The 14,834-nt window shown below is 61.5% G+C and carries 17 protein-coding genes; 7 read left to right on the top strand and 10 right to left on the bottom strand.

Translation table 11 applies throughout. From position 1 onward, the window contains the following. Nucleotides 1-96: 96 nt before the first annotated feature. Nucleotides 97-528, bottom strand: a complete 432-nt coding sequence (locus AC0IYH_RS27265) for an OsmC family protein (protein WP_021491415.1) — start codon at nucleotides 526-528, stop codon at nucleotides 97-99. A gap of 218 nt (nucleotides 529-746) precedes the next feature. Here AC0IYH_RS27265 and AC0IYH_RS27260 point away from each other — a divergent pair, with 218 nt between their 5' ends. Further along, nucleotides 747-1,748 carry an LLM class flavin-dependent oxidoreductase gene (locus tag AC0IYH_RS27260; RefSeq protein ID WP_116627140.1) on the top strand — a complete coding sequence of 334 codons (1,002 nt, stop codon included), beginning with the start codon at nucleotides 747-749 and terminating at the stop codon, nucleotides 1,746-1,748. Nucleotides 1,749-1,807: 59 nt separating this feature from the next. On the opposite strand, the gene AC0IYH_RS27255 is transcribed toward AC0IYH_RS27260, so the two are convergent. Further along, nucleotides 1,808-2,035 carry a DUF1161 domain-containing protein gene (locus AC0IYH_RS27255; protein WP_116627139.1) on the bottom strand — a complete coding sequence of 76 codons (228 nt, stop codon included), beginning with the start codon at nucleotides 2,033-2,035 and terminating at the stop codon, nucleotides 1,808-1,810. 115 nt (nucleotides 2,036-2,150) lie between these two features. Next, nucleotides 2,151-2,366, bottom strand: coding sequence for a dodecin (locus tag AC0IYH_RS27250; protein ID WP_003187305.1), 216 nt, complete (start codon nucleotides 2,364-2,366; stop codon nucleotides 2,151-2,153). A gap of 154 nt (nucleotides 2,367-2,520) precedes the next feature. Between AC0IYH_RS27250 and AC0IYH_RS27245 the strand changes: the two genes are divergently transcribed. Beyond that, nucleotides 2,521-2,847 carry an ElaB/YgaM/YqjD family protein gene (locus tag AC0IYH_RS27245; protein WP_003170746.1) on the top strand — a complete coding sequence of 109 codons (327 nt, stop codon included), beginning with the start codon at nucleotides 2,521-2,523 and terminating at the stop codon, nucleotides 2,845-2,847. On the opposite strand, the gene AC0IYH_RS27240 is transcribed toward AC0IYH_RS27245, so the two are convergent. After that, a complete protein-coding gene (locus tag AC0IYH_RS27240) occupies nucleotides 2,844-3,740 on the bottom strand; it encodes a LysR family transcriptional regulator (RefSeq protein ID WP_116627138.1) in 897 nt (298 codons plus the stop codon). The genes AC0IYH_RS27245 and AC0IYH_RS27240 overlap by 4 nt on opposite strands. 110 nt (nucleotides 3,741-3,850) lie before the next feature. Here AC0IYH_RS27240 and trpB point away from each other — a divergent pair, with 110 nt between their 5' ends. The 3 genes from trpB to AC0IYH_RS27225 all read left to right on the top strand — a co-directional run bounded on the left by trpB (nucleotide 3,851) and on the right by AC0IYH_RS27225 (nucleotide 6,467). Next, on the top strand, nucleotides 3,851-5,080 hold the full coding sequence (gene trpB, locus AC0IYH_RS27235; protein WP_116627137.1) for a tryptophan synthase subunit beta: 1,230 nt from the start codon (nucleotides 3,851-3,853) through the stop codon (nucleotides 5,078-5,080). Then, on the top strand, nucleotides 5,080-5,889 hold the full coding sequence (gene trpA, locus AC0IYH_RS27230; RefSeq protein WP_122774343.1) for a tryptophan synthase subunit alpha: 810 nt from the start codon (nucleotides 5,080-5,082) through the stop codon (nucleotides 5,887-5,889). The genes trpB and trpA overlap by 1 nt, the downstream gene beginning before the upstream one ends. Before the next feature lie 137 nt (nucleotides 5,890-6,026). Then, entirely contained in the window at nucleotides 6,027-6,467 is a 441-nt protein-coding gene (locus AC0IYH_RS27225) for an anti-virulence regulator CigR family protein (RefSeq protein ID WP_101265088.1), read from the top strand. Nucleotides 6,468-6,540: 73 nt separating this feature from the next. On the opposite strand, the gene AC0IYH_RS27220 is transcribed toward AC0IYH_RS27225, so the two are convergent. The 6 genes from AC0IYH_RS27220 to AC0IYH_RS27195 form a co-directional block, all read right to left on the bottom strand. Beyond that, the gene (locus AC0IYH_RS27220; RefSeq protein ID WP_122774347.1) at nucleotides 6,541-7,845 is read right to left on the bottom strand and encodes an MFS transporter; all 1,305 of its coding nucleotides are present in this window, start codon (nucleotides 7,843-7,845) and stop codon (nucleotides 6,541-6,543) included. Between the two features lie 127 nt (nucleotides 7,846-7,972). Continuing rightward, nucleotides 7,973-9,121 (bottom strand): galactonate dehydratase, encoded by a 1,149-nt coding sequence (dgoD, locus tag AC0IYH_RS27215; protein WP_003170741.1) that lies wholly within the window; start codon nucleotides 9,119-9,121, stop codon nucleotides 7,973-7,975. Between the two features lie 48 nt (nucleotides 9,122-9,169). Beyond that, nucleotides 9,170-9,790, bottom strand: a complete 621-nt coding sequence (locus AC0IYH_RS27210) for a 2-dehydro-3-deoxy-6-phosphogalactonate aldolase (protein WP_471837153.1) — start codon at nucleotides 9,788-9,790, stop codon at nucleotides 9,170-9,172. Nucleotides 9,791-9,803: 13 nt separating this feature from the next. Beyond that, entirely contained in the window at nucleotides 9,804-10,757 is a 954-nt protein-coding gene (locus tag AC0IYH_RS27205; protein WP_471837152.1) for a 2-dehydro-3-deoxygalactonokinase, read from the bottom strand. Between the two features lie 96 nt (nucleotides 10,758-10,853). Next, a complete protein-coding gene (locus tag AC0IYH_RS27200; protein WP_122774354.1) occupies nucleotides 10,854-11,183 on the bottom strand; it encodes a DOPA 4,5-dioxygenase family protein in 330 nt (109 codons plus the stop codon). A 31-nt stretch (nucleotides 11,184-11,214) separates the two neighbouring features. Continuing rightward, entirely contained in the window at nucleotides 11,215-12,165 is a 951-nt protein-coding gene (locus tag AC0IYH_RS27195; RefSeq protein ID WP_471837150.1) for a choline sulfate utilization transcriptional regulator, read from the bottom strand. A gap of 103 nt (nucleotides 12,166-12,268) precedes the next feature. Between AC0IYH_RS27195 and betC the strand changes: the two genes are divergently transcribed. Next, a complete protein-coding gene (gene betC, locus AC0IYH_RS27190) occupies nucleotides 12,269-13,783 on the top strand; it encodes a choline-sulfatase (protein ID WP_122774359.1) in 1,515 nt (504 codons plus the stop codon). A gap of 18 nt (nucleotides 13,784-13,801) precedes the next feature. Beyond that, nucleotides 13,802-14,716, top strand: coding sequence for a choline ABC transporter substrate-binding protein (choX, locus tag AC0IYH_RS27185; RefSeq protein WP_471837148.1), 915 nt, complete (start codon nucleotides 13,802-13,804; stop codon nucleotides 14,714-14,716). Nucleotides 14,717-14,834 lie beyond the last annotated feature (118 nt).

Here is a 14,834-nt window from a genome sequence, read left to right as displayed (position 1 = left end):
GGGGGCTTGCCCCCGATAGCGTACTGCCAGGCACCAACCACTTGGCTGACACACCGCTATCGGGAGCAAGCCCCCTCCCACATGACATCGGCTGGGTCAGTTGACCAGCGTGGCATCCAGGCTGATTTTCGCGTTCAGTACCTTCGATACCGGGCACCCTTCCTTGGCTTTCTTGCTCAGTTCTTCGAACTGCGCCTGGCTTGCGCCCGGGATCTTGGCCTTGAGGATCAGGTGCACAGCGGTAATCGCAAAGCCGCCGTCAACCTGGTCAAGGGTCACTTCGGCCTGAGTGTCGATGCTGTCAGCTTTGAGCCCGGCGTCACCGAGAATCATGGAAAAGGCCATGGAGAAACAGCCGGCGTGGGCCGCGCCGATCAGCTCTTCAGGGTTGGTGCCCTTGCCGCCTTCGAAACGGGCCTTGAAGCCGTAGGGCGCTTCGCGCAGTACGCCGGTTTCCGTAGAGATGGAACCCAGGCCGGTCTTAAGGTCACCTTCCCAATGCGCGGATGCTTTTTTAACGATACTCATAGCGGTCTCCTCGAACGGTGGTTTTGCGTCAGTAAGGGTTCTGAGGATAGACGGCGTGGCAAAGTTCATCTTGTCGGAGAAACCTAGCGATCCAGTAGGAAATTTCCAGGCTGGCTATTGAATCTCGGGTATATGCCCTCATTGCATAGAGCATGCACATGAAGCGGCAGGTTTTGGTTCGTCTAAAAAGCCTGCGCCCCCATTGGAGAAGCAGGCTTATGAAATCGCTGTCCGACGTTAAATTCTCGACCCTCGACCTGGTGCCCGTGCGGGCCAACGGCAGTCCGGCGCAGTCGCTGCGCAATTCCCTGGACCTGGCCCAGCACGTGGAAAAATTTGGCTACAACCGTTTCTGGGTGGCTGAACACCACAACATGGACGGCATCGCCAGCTCGGCCACCTCGGTATTGCTGGGCTACCTGGCCGGCGGCACCTCGACCATTCGCGTCGGTTCCGGCGGCGTGATGCTGCCCAACCATGCACCCTTGGTGATTGCCGAGCAGTTCGGCACCCTGGAAAGCCTCTACCCCGGCCGTATCGACCTGGGCCTGGGCCGCGCGCCCGGCTCCGACCAGATGACCGCCCGCGCCCTGCGCCGTGAACGCTCCGGCAGCGCCGACGAATTCCCGGAAGACGTGGCCGAACTGATGGCCTACCTGGGCCCGCGCACGCCAGACCAACGCATCATCGCCGTACCGGGCACCGGCACCAACGTACCGGTGTGGCTACTCGGCTCCAGCTTGTTCAGCGCGCAACTGGCAGGTGAACGCGGTTTGCCCTACGCCTTCGCCTCGCATTTCGCACCGCGCCTCATGCATGAAGCGATTCGCGTATACCGCAACCACTTCAAGCCTTCAGCCGTGTTGGATAAACCCTACGTGATGCTCGGCATCCCGCTGGTGGCGGCGGACACCGATGAGCAGGCCGACTACCTGGCGACCTCGATGTACCAACGCATTCTGGCGCTGATGCGCGGCCAAAGCCTTATGCAGCGCGCGCCGGTGAAAAGCATGGATGGCCTGTGGTTGCCCCATGAGAAAGACGCCGTCGGCAGCTTCCTAGGCCTGGCGATGGTCGGCGGCCCGGCCAAGATCCGCGCCAAACTGGAAGTACTGATCGAGCAAACCGGCGCCGACGAGCTGATCTTTACCAGTGACCTGTACGAACACGCCGACCGAATTCATTCCTACGAGTTGTTGGCGCAGGTGATGAAGGGCTAAACCCTCAGACATAAAAAACCGACGCACCTGCGTCGGTTTTTTATGTCTGCAACACGGGATTAACCGCGCTTGTAGGCAATTTCCTTGGTACCACCTTCGCAACTACCCACTACGGTGTGGTCGCTGGGCGCAGCGCCTTTGTCCACCACTTCCAGCGAATAACCCGAAGCGCCTTTGGCGTCGATTTTCGCTGCAATTTCGCTTTTCAACTCGTCACAAGGCTTGCCCGCCGCCAGGGCTGTGCCGGCAATGCTCAACAAACCTACCGCTAACAGGAACTTCTTCATCCGTTACTTTCCTTGCGCTGATCGAAATAAGCGTGCCGACGCTTTCGCATCGGCACCCATTGGTTGTAGCGCAGGTTATGGCAATCGGCCAGTCGGCAAAGTTCAACCGACGCGATCAACTACTGGCAATTCGGAACCCCACCTTCAGGGTCACCTGGAAGTGCGCGGCCTTGCCGTCCTTGATGTGGCCACGGGTTTCAGTCACTTCAAACCACTCCAAGTGCTTGATGCTCTTGTTGGCTTCGGCCAGGGCGTTGTTGATTGCATCTTCGATGCTGGTCGCAGACGAGCCAACCAGTTCGACTTTCTTGTAGGTGTGATGATCAGACATGGCGTTTCTCCTGAGGTCTTAAGTGAGCGTAGCAGTGAATATTCGTACTGCTTCTGGCGACCGTTCCTACCGGAAAGTTCAGATTTACTGCACTTTCTGAAACCGCCGCAGTCGGTATCTACACACGCCACTCAATCACTTCAGGAGAGTCCAAATGGCCAACACTTCTTTACGCAAAGCGTCGCTGGAAAGCATGGAAGCCGAGATTTCGAGCCTGCTCAAATCCCTTGAGAGCCTCAAGGACGATGCTTCCGACGAGTCGCGCAAAACCCTGAAGGCCCTGAAAAGCAATGCCGAGAATGCGCTCAAGCACTCCCGCCACCTGATCAGCGATGCCTACGAAGAAAGCAAAGTCAAAATCCGCGAAACCGGTGTTGCTACCCGGGACTACGCACAAGAGCACCCATGGACTACAGCCGGTGTTGCCGTAGGCGCATTGGGCCTGCTCGCGGCTTATCTGCTGTGCAAGCGCGGCGACTAAACCGGTTGGCGCACTAGCTCAGCCTTGAGCCACTGCGCCAGTTGCTGAGCGCGCCCATCCGCGGCGCGCTTGGGTAGCCACAACGCCAGGTGCGCCGGGGTTTCACTGAAACCCCACGGCGCCACCAGGCGACCGGCGCGCAGGTCCTCTGCCACCAACGGTTGCGGCGCAATCGCTACACCCAGCCCGGCCACCGCCGCCTCCAGCAAATAATACAAATGCTCAAACCCCTGGCCGTGTTTCAACGCGTCGGGTTCGATGCCGTATTGCTGCGCCCAACTGGGCCAGGCTTGCGGTCGCGAGGTGGTGTGCAAAAGTGCCTCGCCGCGCAGGGCCGAGGCGGGTGCCTGGCTCAGGCGCTCGTAACCGGCAAAGCGTGGGCTCAGCACCGGACCGATGCGCTCGCTGGCCAGCTCATACACCTGCATATCTGCCGGCCAAGGGGGCTCGGCGAACACCAGCAGCGCGTCGAGGCCAGGGCGGCGCGGGTCGAGGTCGCCGTCGCCGGCCGAGAGGTGCAGACGCAAATCCGGCAGGTCCGCATTCAAGCGGCCCAGGCGCGGGATCAGCCAGCGCGCCAGCAAACTGCCCGAGCAGCCCAGCACAAACGGCGCATCGGCGCTGCTTTGGGTCAGCTCGGCGCACACATCCCTTAAACGCTCGAACGCTTCGGCACTGGCATCGCGCAAGCGCACGCCGGCATCTGTGAGTTTGAGGCCGCGACCTTCCTTGACGAACAGGCTGACGCCCAAGTGCTCTTCCAGCACCTTCAATTGGCGGCTGACCGCACCGTGAGTCACGTGCAATTGCTCGGCAGCCTGGCTGACGCTATTGAGCCGCGCGGTGGCTTCAAAAGCGCGCAGGGCATTGAGGGGCGGAAGGTCTCGGCTCATGTGTGAGTTTTCCTGACAGGTTGCGGCGATCTTATCGGTTTTCAGCTCAGAGTGTGAGGGGTAGAGTGGCCGTCATTGTTTCTTACAAACCTTCCTTCCTGGAGCGCCCCATGACTCAGTCCCAGACCGATCTGCGCAACGGCCCTGACGTTAACGGCCTCTTCGGCGCGTTCGGCGGCCGCTACGTCGCTGAAACCCTGATGCCGTTGATCCTCGAGCTGGCTCGCGAATACGAAGCGGCCAAGATCGATCCGGCATTCAACGAGGAATTGGCCTACTTCCAGCGCGACTACGTCGGGCGCCCAAGCCCGCTGTATTTCGCCGAGCGCCTGACCGAGTTCTGCGGCGGCGCCAAGATCTACCTCAAGCGCGAAGAGCTCAACCACACCGGCGCGCACAAGATCAATAACTGCATCGGCCAGATCCTGCTGGCGCGGCGCATGGGCAAAAAACGCATCATCGCCGAAACCGGCGCCGGCATGCACGGCGTGGCCACCGCCACCGTGGCCGCGCGTTTTGGGCTGCAATGCGTGATCTACATGGGCACCACCGACATCGAGCGCCAACAGGCCAACGTGTTCCGCATGAAGCTGCTGGGCGCCGAAGTGATTCCGGTGGTCGCCGGCACCGGCACCCTCAAAGACGCGATGAACGAAGCGCTGCGCGACTGGGTGACCAACGTCGACGACACCTTCTACCTGATCGGCACCGTGGCCGGCCCACACCCTTACCCTGCCATGGTGCGTGACTTCCAGGCCGTGATCGGCAAGGAAACCCGTACCCAACTGCAAGCCCAGGAAGGCCGCCTGCCGGACAGCCTGGTGGCGTGCATCGGCGGCGGTTCCAACGCCATGGGCCTGTTCCACCCGTTTTTGGATGACACCAGCGTCGAGATCATCGGCGTTGAAGCGGCCGGCCACGGCATTGAAACCGGCAAGCACGCTGCCAGCCTCAACGGCGGCGTACCGGGTGTGCTGCACGGCAACCGCACTTTCCTGCTGCAGGACGACGACGGCCAGATCATCGACGCCCACTCGATTTCCGCCGGCCTCGACTACCCAGGCATCGGCCCTGAGCACGCCTGGTTGCATGATATCGGCCGCGTCCAGTACACCTCGGTGACCGACGACGAAGCCCTCGACGCCTTCCACAAATGCTGCCGCCTGGAAGGGATTATTCCTGCACTGGAAAGCGCCCACGCCTTGGCCGAAGTGTTCAAACGCGCGCCGACTTTGCCGAAAGATCACCTGATGGTGGTGAACTTGTCCGGCCGTGGCGACAAAGACATGCAGACCGTTATGCACCACATGGATCAGTCTTCCAAGCAGGAGAAACACTGATGAGCCGCCTGCAAACCCGCTTCACGCAGCTGAAAGAACAAAACCGCGCCGCCCTGGTGACCTTTGTTACCGCCGGCGACCCGGGTTATGACACCTCGCTGGCGATCCTCAAGGGCTTGCCCGCCGCCGGTGCCGACGTGATCGAGTTGGGCATGCCCTTCACCGACCCGATGGCCGACGGCCCGGCCATCCAGCTGGCCAACATCCGCGCGCTGGATGCCAAGCAAAACCTGCTGAAAACCCTGCAGATGGTTCGCGAGTTCCGCAAAGACAACAGCGACACCCCGCTGGTGCTGATGGGTTACTTCAACCCGATCCACAAATACGGTGTGCCCAAATTCATCGCCGACGCCAAGGAAGCCGGTGTGGACGGCCTGATCGTGGTCGACATGCCGCCAGAGCATAACGGCGAGCTGTGCGACCCGGCCCAGGCGGCAGGCATCGACTTTATCCGCCTGACCACGCCGACCACCGATGACGTGCGCCTGCCCACCGTGCTCAACGGCAGCTCCGGCTTTGTGTACTACGTGTCGGTGGCCGGCGTGACCGGCGCCGGTGCCGCGACTCTGGAGCACGTCGAGGAAGCCGTGGCGCGTCTGCGTCGCCACACCGACCTGCCGATCAGCATCGGCTTTGGTATCCGCACTCCGGAGCAAGCTGCCGCCATCGCGCGTTTGGCTGATGGTGTGGTGGTGGGTTCGGCGCTGATCGATCACATCGCCAGTGCCAAAAGTGATCAGCAAGCCATCGACGGTGTGCTGGGGCTGTGCGCGGCATTGTCGGAAGGTGTCCGCAACGCCCGTAAGTAAGCGGCTCGTAAGCGGTAGGTAAAGTTCCTGATACAGAGGAATCATCCTCTCGATTCACTACCTAAACTGACAAGACCAAGGGATTTCGAACCTCGTTCGAGATCCCTTTTTTGTTTGCGTGCCCTGAGGAATACCCGATGAAAATGCCCAAATCCGTGATTGCCGGCCTCGGCGTGCTGGTGCTTGGCGCCAGCGCCCTGGTGCAAGCTGCACCGCCGGACCAGCGTGGTGATGACCGTGGCGGCCCGCAAGGCCAGCACGAGCAACGTGGCGACGACCATCGCGGCCCGCAGGACAACCGTCGCGGCGGCCCACCCCAGGACTTCGGCCCGGTGCGCCAGATCATCCACGACAACCACGGCCAGTTCTCGCGCGGCGCACCACCGCCGCCGAATGTACGCCTGGTGCGCGGCCAGCCGCTGCCACGCGGTTACTACGGCGAACGCCTGGACAACCGCGCACTGGCCCGCCTGCCGGTGTATCAGGGTTATGAATGGCGCCGCTCGGGGCCGGATGTGGTGCTGATCGCTGTGGGTACGGGAATTGTCTACGAGATTTTGGATGGTGTTCTGAACTAAAGCCCGCCGGTGACTGTGTGGAGAGGGAGCTTGCTCCCGCTCCACATAAGCGCGCTTGCCACATAAGCATCATCTACAGCTCGATGCGCTCGACTTTACCTACAAGCAATATGTAGGAAAGCGCCCCGAGCAACGCCAGCACCGCAATGTAAGTAATTGCCGGCGCAAACGAATCGCCACTGGCCAGAAAACCAATCACGATCGGTGTGGCAATCGCCGACAGGTTGCCGATGAAATTGAACACCCCACCGGTCAGCCCGAGCAGGCGTGCGGGTGCCAGGGTCGAGACCAGCGACCAGGTGATCGACGCCAACCCATTGCCGAAAAACGCCAGCGCCAGGAATGCAATCACCCACGCTGTCGACTCCACATAGTTGGCGCCAATGATCGCCGTGGAAATCAGCAGCCCGCCAATGATAGGTAACTTGCGCGCAAAACCCACCGACGCCCCGCGGCGAATCAGCCAGTCGGAAAATATCCCCGAACACAACACGCCGACAAATGCGGCCAGGAACGGCAGCGACGCCAGCAGGCCAGACTTGATGAAGTCCATGCCGCGATATTTCACCAGATAGGTCGGAAACCACGTCAGGAAAAACCACAGCGTGGAGTTCAGGCAGAACTGGCCCAGGTAGATGCCCCACAGCTTACGCTTGCTCAGCACGATGCCCAGGTCGACCCAACTGAACGGCGCCTTGGTGGTTTGCGCCTGCATGTCCACCAGCCCGCCACCTTCGCGGATCAGCTCGATTTCGGCCGCGTTGGCGCCTTTGAAATCCTTGGGCTCGCGGTACACCGCGTACCAGATCAGCGCCCACACAATGCCCACCCCGCCGGTGGCGACAAACACCATGTGCCAGCCGAACGCGTGTTGCAGCCAGGCCAGTACCGGGGTCAGAAATGCCAGCCCGACAAACTGCCCGGAGGTGTAAACGCCAATCGCCGTGGCGCGCTCGCGCTCGGGAAACCACGTGGTGACCACGCGGCTGTTGATCGGGTAAGCCGGTGCTTCAAGGGCGCCGACCGCCATGCGCAGCACAAACAGCGCGATAAAACTGGCGGCGAACCCGAGCATCACGGTGGCGATGGACCACAGCAGCAGGGCGGCGGTGTAGAGGATGCGCGGCGGCACGCGGTCCACCAGCCAGCCGCCGGGGATCTGCATGGCGGCGTAGGTCCAGCCGAACGCGGAGAAGATCAGCCCGACATGCACCGGGTCGATCCCCAGTTCGCTGGTCAGCGCCGGGGCGGCAATCGACAGGTTGCTGCGGTCGAGGTAATTGATCACGACGGTGATAAACAGCAGCGCCATGATGAAGAAGCGCTTTTTGCTGGGCGTGACTAAAGAAGCCTGCCCGGTGAAGGATTCAGGGTGCATGGGGGTTGCCTCTTTTTATGTTTATTGAGGACTGAAACTGAGCTGGCTGAAGAAACCGGGTTAAAAATGTGGGAGGGGGCAAGCTCCCTTCCACATTTTTGACCACATTGTTCCAGTCAGAGGGTTATCACCACTCGGCAAAGCTGCCATCGGCATGGCGCCAGATCGGGTTGCGCCAGCGGTGGCCGATGGCGGCGCGTTCGATCACGTATTCCTCGTTGATCTCGATGCCCAGGCCCGGCCCGTTGGGGATTTTCACGAAGCCCTGGTCATAGTCGAATACGCCCGGGTCGCGCACGTAGTCGAGCAGGTCGTTGCTCTCGTTGTAGTGAATGCCCAGGCTCTGCTCCTGGATAAACGCGTTGTAGCAAACGGCGTCCAGTTGCAGGCAGGCCGCCAAGGCAATCGGGCCCAGCGGGCAGTGCAGGGCCAGGGCCACGTCGTAGGCTTCGGCCATGTTGGCGATCTTGCGGGTTTCGGTGATGCCGCCGGCGTGGGAAGCATCCGGCTGGATGATGTCGACGTAGCCTTCGCTGAGCACGCGCTTGAAGTCCCAACGCGAGAACAGGCGCTCGCCCAGGGCAATCGGCGTGCTGGTCAGCGGCGCCAGCTCCTTGAGGGCTTCGTAGTTTTCGCTGAGCACCGGCTCTTCGATAAACATCAGTTTGTACGGGTCCAGCTCTTTCATCAGCACCTTGGCCATGGGCTTGTGCACCCGGCCATGGAAGTCCACGCCGATGCCGACGTTCGGCCCGACCGCATCACGTACGGCGGCGACGTTGGCCAGGGCCAGGTCGACTTTTTCGAAGCTGTCGACGAACTGCAATTCTTCGGTGCCGTTCATTTTCACCGCCGTGAAGCCACGGGCCACGGCCTCTTTGGCGGCGCGGGCGGTGTCGGCAGGGCGGTCACCACCGATCCACGAATACACGCGAATCTTGTCGCGCACCTGGCCACCTAAAAGATCGCTGACGGACACGCCGAGGGCCTTGCCCTTGATGTCCCATAGCGCCTGGTCGATGCCGGCGAGAGCGCTCATGTGCACGGCACCGCCACGGTAGAAGCCGCCGCGATAGAGCACAGTCCAGATGTCTTCGATGTTGCGTGGGTCTTTGCCGATCAGGTAGTCGGACAATTCTTCAACGGCAGCGGCCACGGTGTGGGCGCGGCCCTCGACTACGGGCTCGCCCCAGCCGGTCACGCCCTGGTCGGTTTCGACCTTGAGGAAGCACCAGCGCGGCGGGACGATGAAGGTCGTCAGTTTGGTGATTTTCATCTGTTATCTCTCTTATAGATGCGGCGCCCGTGGGCGCGGAACTTGATATCAGCTCAGGGCTTTCCAGGCGGCGACATATGCCTGGGCGCGGCTCGCGACCTGATCCACGCTCATGCCCGGTTTGAACAACCCGGAACCCAGCCCGAAACCCTTGGCGCCGGCGTCGATAAACACCTGCATGTTGTCCGGGGTAATGCCGCCCACCGGCAGCAGCAAGGTGCCCGCCGGCAATACCGCCAGCCATGCCTTGATCACTGAAGGGCCCATTTGCTCGGCCGGAAACAGCTTCAACACGTCGGCGCCCTCGGCCAATGCGGCGAAGGCTTCGGTGGGCGTGGCCACGCCCGGCGACAGGTACAAGCCGGCCGCTTTGGCCGCGCGCAGCACCTTGGCATCGCTGTGGGGCATGACGATCACCTGGCCGCCGGCCGCCTTGACCTGCTTGACCTGCTCCGGCGTCAACACCGTGCCGGCGCCGATCAGGCAATCGGCGGGCAGGCTGTCGCGCAGGGTGCGAATGCTGGTGTAAGGGTCCGGCGAATTCAGCGGGACTTCAATCACGCGAAAACCGGCGTCGTACAACACCTGGCCGACCGCCTGGGCTTCGCCCGGCGTGACGCCACGCAGGATTGCGATCAAACCGTTTTGTGCGAGTGCTTGCTTGAGCATGTAGGGCCTCCGTTTAGGGTTGAGTGAGCCCGGCCGCGACGGCCAGTTGCCACAGGCCGCGCTCGGTGGCTTCCTGCGCCAGGCTGACGTGGGCAAAGCCGCACAGGGCGAGGGCGCGTTGGTAGCGGGCGCAAAGGGCGGCGGCGCCGACCAGGATGATCGGCTGGTGTTTGGCATGGGCCGGCAGGCCCGCGAGTTCATGGCCAATCAGCAGGCCGGAGAGGTAGTCGGGCTGTTGCTCGGGCGCGAGTTCGGCGGTAAGCCCCAGGGTGCGCGCGCTGAACAGCGTCGACAACACGCCGCGTTGGCCGTCTTGCGATAGCGCAACGCGGACGCCGCGATCAAACGCATCAGCCTGGAACTGTTCAGAGGTTTTTTGCGTGCGCCCGAGAATGCTGTGCTTGCTCAACACCGCAAACACTTCGCCGGTCATGAAGGTGTCGAAGTGGGTGATGCGGCCTTCGACCACCTCGACCCATTTGGAATGGCTGCCGGGCAGGCCGATCAACACATCGGTATGGGCCGGCAGGCTTTGCAGCACACCCAGCACTTGGGTTTCTTCGCCGCGCATCACATTGGGCAAGCCGACCTGCTCGATCACGCCGGGCACGATATGCACCGTCACCCCACGCAGGCTGCGCACGCTGTGCAGCGCCTGGCCGAGACTGGCGACGTCGACGGGGGTATTGCGGTAGGCCGCTTCGCTCCAGCCCTGGGCGCTGCCGACCATTCCGCAGGCGATCACCGGCAGGTGCGGCTCGGCGTCGAGCCAGTCGCCGCACGCGGCATCGAACGCCAACTCGAAGCCATCGCTGCAGCGCACGCCGGCGATGTCCCGGGGCTCGCTGGGCAAGTGCATGATGCCGGTGGGCAGCGCGCGCTGCTCCAACACCACGCCGGCCGGGCCGAGTTTGTAAGCACGAAGGGAGCTGGTTCCCCAATCGAGCGCGATCAATTGCGCCTGCATCGCTTCACCTGAGTTCTGAGCGGATGCAGCGAATATAAACCTACGGGAGATGAAGTCTCAATATATAAATATTGATCCCATATTTAGGGATTTTATTTATGAAAAGATTGAGAGGTTCAGCGGCCTCATCGCGCCCATCCAAACGGCGTAGTCGGTGTGATCCTTCAAGTCATCGCCGGTATCCGGGTGCAGGAACACCACCAGCCCATTGCGATGAATGACCAGCCACGGCAGCACGACGCCAATGTATTCAGGGTCGAATGCCAGTTGGCAGCTCCAGTCCGGGTGCGGGCCCACGGGCTTTTCGTGCACGCGCCCCATGCGCAGCGGGAACAGTTTGGCGGCGTCTTCGCACAGCGTGCGCGCCTGCTCGAGGGTGTTTGCGTCGAAGTAGACATGGGCGTGGTAGCCCTTGATACGTTGCATGACGAACTCCGGATCCAATATGCGCCAAATCCTAGACGGCAATCGAAGGCAGGGCCAGCCCGGTCAACGACTGCGCGCTGCTGGCCTGTTCCGCCACCAGCCACTCCACAAACCGCTCGACCAACTGCCCTCGGCGTTTGCGCTGGGGCTGCACCACGTAATAGCCGAAGCGTGAGATGACCGTGTCGCTGATCGGCCGGCACAACCAGTTCTGCTCGAGCAGGTTATCCACCAGGTGGCGCCAGCCGATCGCCACGCCCTGGCCGGCAATCGCGGCCTGGATCAGCAGGGTGTAGTTGTCGAAACGCAGTTGCCCGGGAGTGGGCGCGGCGCTGATGCCCAGCTCGCGAAACACGCCGGCCCAGTCGAACCACTGGCTGTTGTTTTCCTGGCGCAGGTGCAGCAGCGGGTAATCGTGCAAATTTTGTACAGTCAGCGGCGTGGCCTGAGCCTTGAACCATTGCGGGCTGCACACCGGAAACACTTCTTCGTTGAACAGCCACAGGCTGTCGCCCTGCTTGAAGCGGCCATCGCCGAACAGTACCGCCACGTCGATATCGCTGCGCAAGGTGGCGTGGTTGCGCTCGCTGGTCACCAGGCTTACGTCCACTTGCGGGTTGGCCTGGTGGAAACGATGCAGGCGCGGCATCAGCCAGTAGGCGGCAAAGGCGAAGTCGGTGGCCACTTGCAGCACTTCATGCTGGTCCTGCTGGGTGATCGCGCTGAGGCCCTGGTTGATGCTCTGCAAACCGCCATGCACGTGTTCGAACAACAACGCGCCGGCGTCGGTCAGTTCGATGCCCCGGTAGATGCGATCAAACAGGCGGATCGCCAGCTGTTCTTCGAGGCGCTTGATCTGCTGGCTGATGGCCGGCTGGGTGGTGCCCAGCTCCATCGCGGCGGCGGTAAAGCTGCGGTGGCGCGCGGCGGCTTCGAAGGCGCGCAGCAGGTCGAGGGACAGGTCACCGAGGGATTCATACATAAGCTGTGCTTATCCTAGACATTGCTTTTCATGGGCTTTACCCCATTTTCCATGGGCCGCATGCTCATTCGCATAAACACCGCCTATGGAATGCCGATAGATCATGAAGCGCAAGAACATTCTTTTCATCATGGCCGATCAAATGGCCGCGCCGATGCTGCCGTTCTACGGACCTTCCCCAATCAAGTTGCCTAATCTGAGCCGCCTCGCCGCGCAGGGCGTGGTGTTCGATGCCGCCTACTGCAACAGCCCGCTCTGTGCACCGTCGCGCTTCACCCTGGTCAGCGGCCAGTTGCCGAGCAAGATCGGCGCCTACGACAACGCGGCCGATTTCCCCGCCGACGTACCGACCTATGCCCACTACCTGCGTCGCCTCGGCTACCGCACGGCGCTGTCGGGCAAGATGCATTTCTGCGGCCCCGACCAGCTGCACGGCTATGAAGAACGCCTGACCAGCGACATCTACCCCGCCGACTACGGCTGGGCGGTGAACTGGGACGAGCCCGACGTGCGCCCCACCTGGTACCACAACATGTCCTCGGTGCTGCAAGCCGGCCCATGCGTGCGCACCAACCAGCTGGATTTCGACGAGGAGGTGGTGTTCAAGGCCCAGCAGTATCTGTTCGACCATATCCGCGAAGACGGCGACCAGCCCTTTTGCCTCACAGTATCGATGACTCACCCACACGACCCGTACACCATTCCCAAGCCGTTCTGGGATCTGTACGACGACAACGACATCCCATTGCCTACGACGCCAGCCCAGGCCGATCTCGACCCGCACTCCCAGCGCTTGCTCAAGGTTTACGACCTGTGGGACAAACCGCTGCCTGTGGATAAGATCCGCGATGCGCGCCGCGCGTATTTCGGTGCGTGCAGCTACATCGACAGCAACGTCGGCAAGCTCCTGCAAACCCTGGAAGACACCGGCCTGGCCGACGACACCATCATCATCTTCTCCGGCGACCACGGCGACATGCTCGGCGAGCGCGGCCTCTGGTACAAAATGCACTGGTTTGAAATGGCCGCCCGCGTGCCGCTGCTGGTCAGTGCGCCGGGGCAGTTTGCCGCTGGCCGCGTGAGCAAGGCCGTGTCCACTGCCGACCTGTTGCCGACCCTGGTGGAACTGGCCGGCGGCCAGCTTGACCCGCGCCTGCCACTGGATGGCCGCTCGCTGGTCCCGCACTTGCAAGGGCAGGGCGGGCACGATGAAGTGTTTGGCGAATACATGGCCGAAGGCACCATCAGCCCGTTGATGATGATTCGCCGGGGCAACTACAAATTCATCTACAGCGAAGACGACCCGTGTCTACTGTTCGATGTTCACAACGACCCGCACGAGCGGGAAGACCTCAGCCAGTCACCGGAACACCGGCCACTGCTCGAGGCGTTTTTGAGTGAGGCGCGGGCCAAATGGGACATCCCGGCGATCCACCAACAGGTGCTCGCCAGCCAACGCCGTCGCCGCCTGGTGTTTGAGGCGCTGACCCAAGGCAAGCTGAAGAGCTGGGATCACCAGCCACTGGTGGATGCCAGTCAGCAATACATGCGCAACCATATCGACCTCGACGACCTGGAGCGCAAGGCACGTTATCCACAACCCTGCCAAAACCAATAAATAGACAGAGGGAAGGCCATGCAAAAGTTGACGGTAGTGCTGGGCATTCTGGCGTTGAGCAGCGCCAATGTGTACGCAGACGCCAGTTGTGACACGGTGAAGATGGCCGATCCCGGCTGGAGCGACATTGCCGCGACCAATGCCATCACCGGCTTTTTGCTGACGGGCATGGGCTACAAGGCCAAGGTCGACACCCTGGCGGTGCCGATCACCTTTGGCGGGCTCAAGGATGGCCAGGTGGATGTGTTCCTGGGTAACTGGATGCCGGCGCAGCAGGGCTTCTACGACAAGTTCGTGGCCAATGGCGATGTGGTCCAACTGGCCAAGAACCTCGACGGCACCGAGTTCACCCTCGCCGTGCCGGACTACGTGTGGGACGCCGGTGTGCATGACTTTGCCGACCTGAATAAATTCGCCGACAAGTTCGACAAGAAGATCTACGGCATCGGCTCCGGCGCGCCGGCAAATATTTCGTTGCAGGAAATCATCAAGAAGAACGACTTTGAGCTCGGCCAGTGGAAACTGGTGGAGTCCAGCGAACAGGCAATGCTCGCCGAAGTGTCGCGGGCGGTGAAGAAACAGAAATTCGTCACCTTCCTCGGCTGGACGCCGCACCCGATGAACGTGCAGTTGAAAATGCATTACCTCAAGGGCGGCGAGAAGTACTTCGGCGACACCGGCAGCGTGTACACCCTGACCCGCAAAGGTTATGCACAGGCCTGCCCGAATGTCGGGAAGCTGCTGACCAACCTGAGTTTTACCCAGGAGATGGAGAACAGCATCATGGCTGAGGTGGCCAACAACAAGGTCAGCAATGCCGAGGCCGCGAAGGCGTGGATCAAGGCGAACCCGGCGGTGTTGGATAAGTGGTTGGACGGCGTGAAAACCGTGGATGGCAAGGATGCGTTGGCGGCAGTAAAAGCCAAACTCTAATGCCCAACACTATTCCAATGTGGGAGGGGGCTTGCTCCCGATAGCGGTGTGTTAGCTGTAAATGTGTTGGCTGACACACCGCTATCGGGAGCAAGCCCCCTCCCACATCGATCTATGT

The sequence above is a fragment of the Pseudomonas sp. AC463 genome, assembly GCF_979253585.1.
This window is presented reverse-complemented; position numbering and strand designations above follow the sequence as displayed.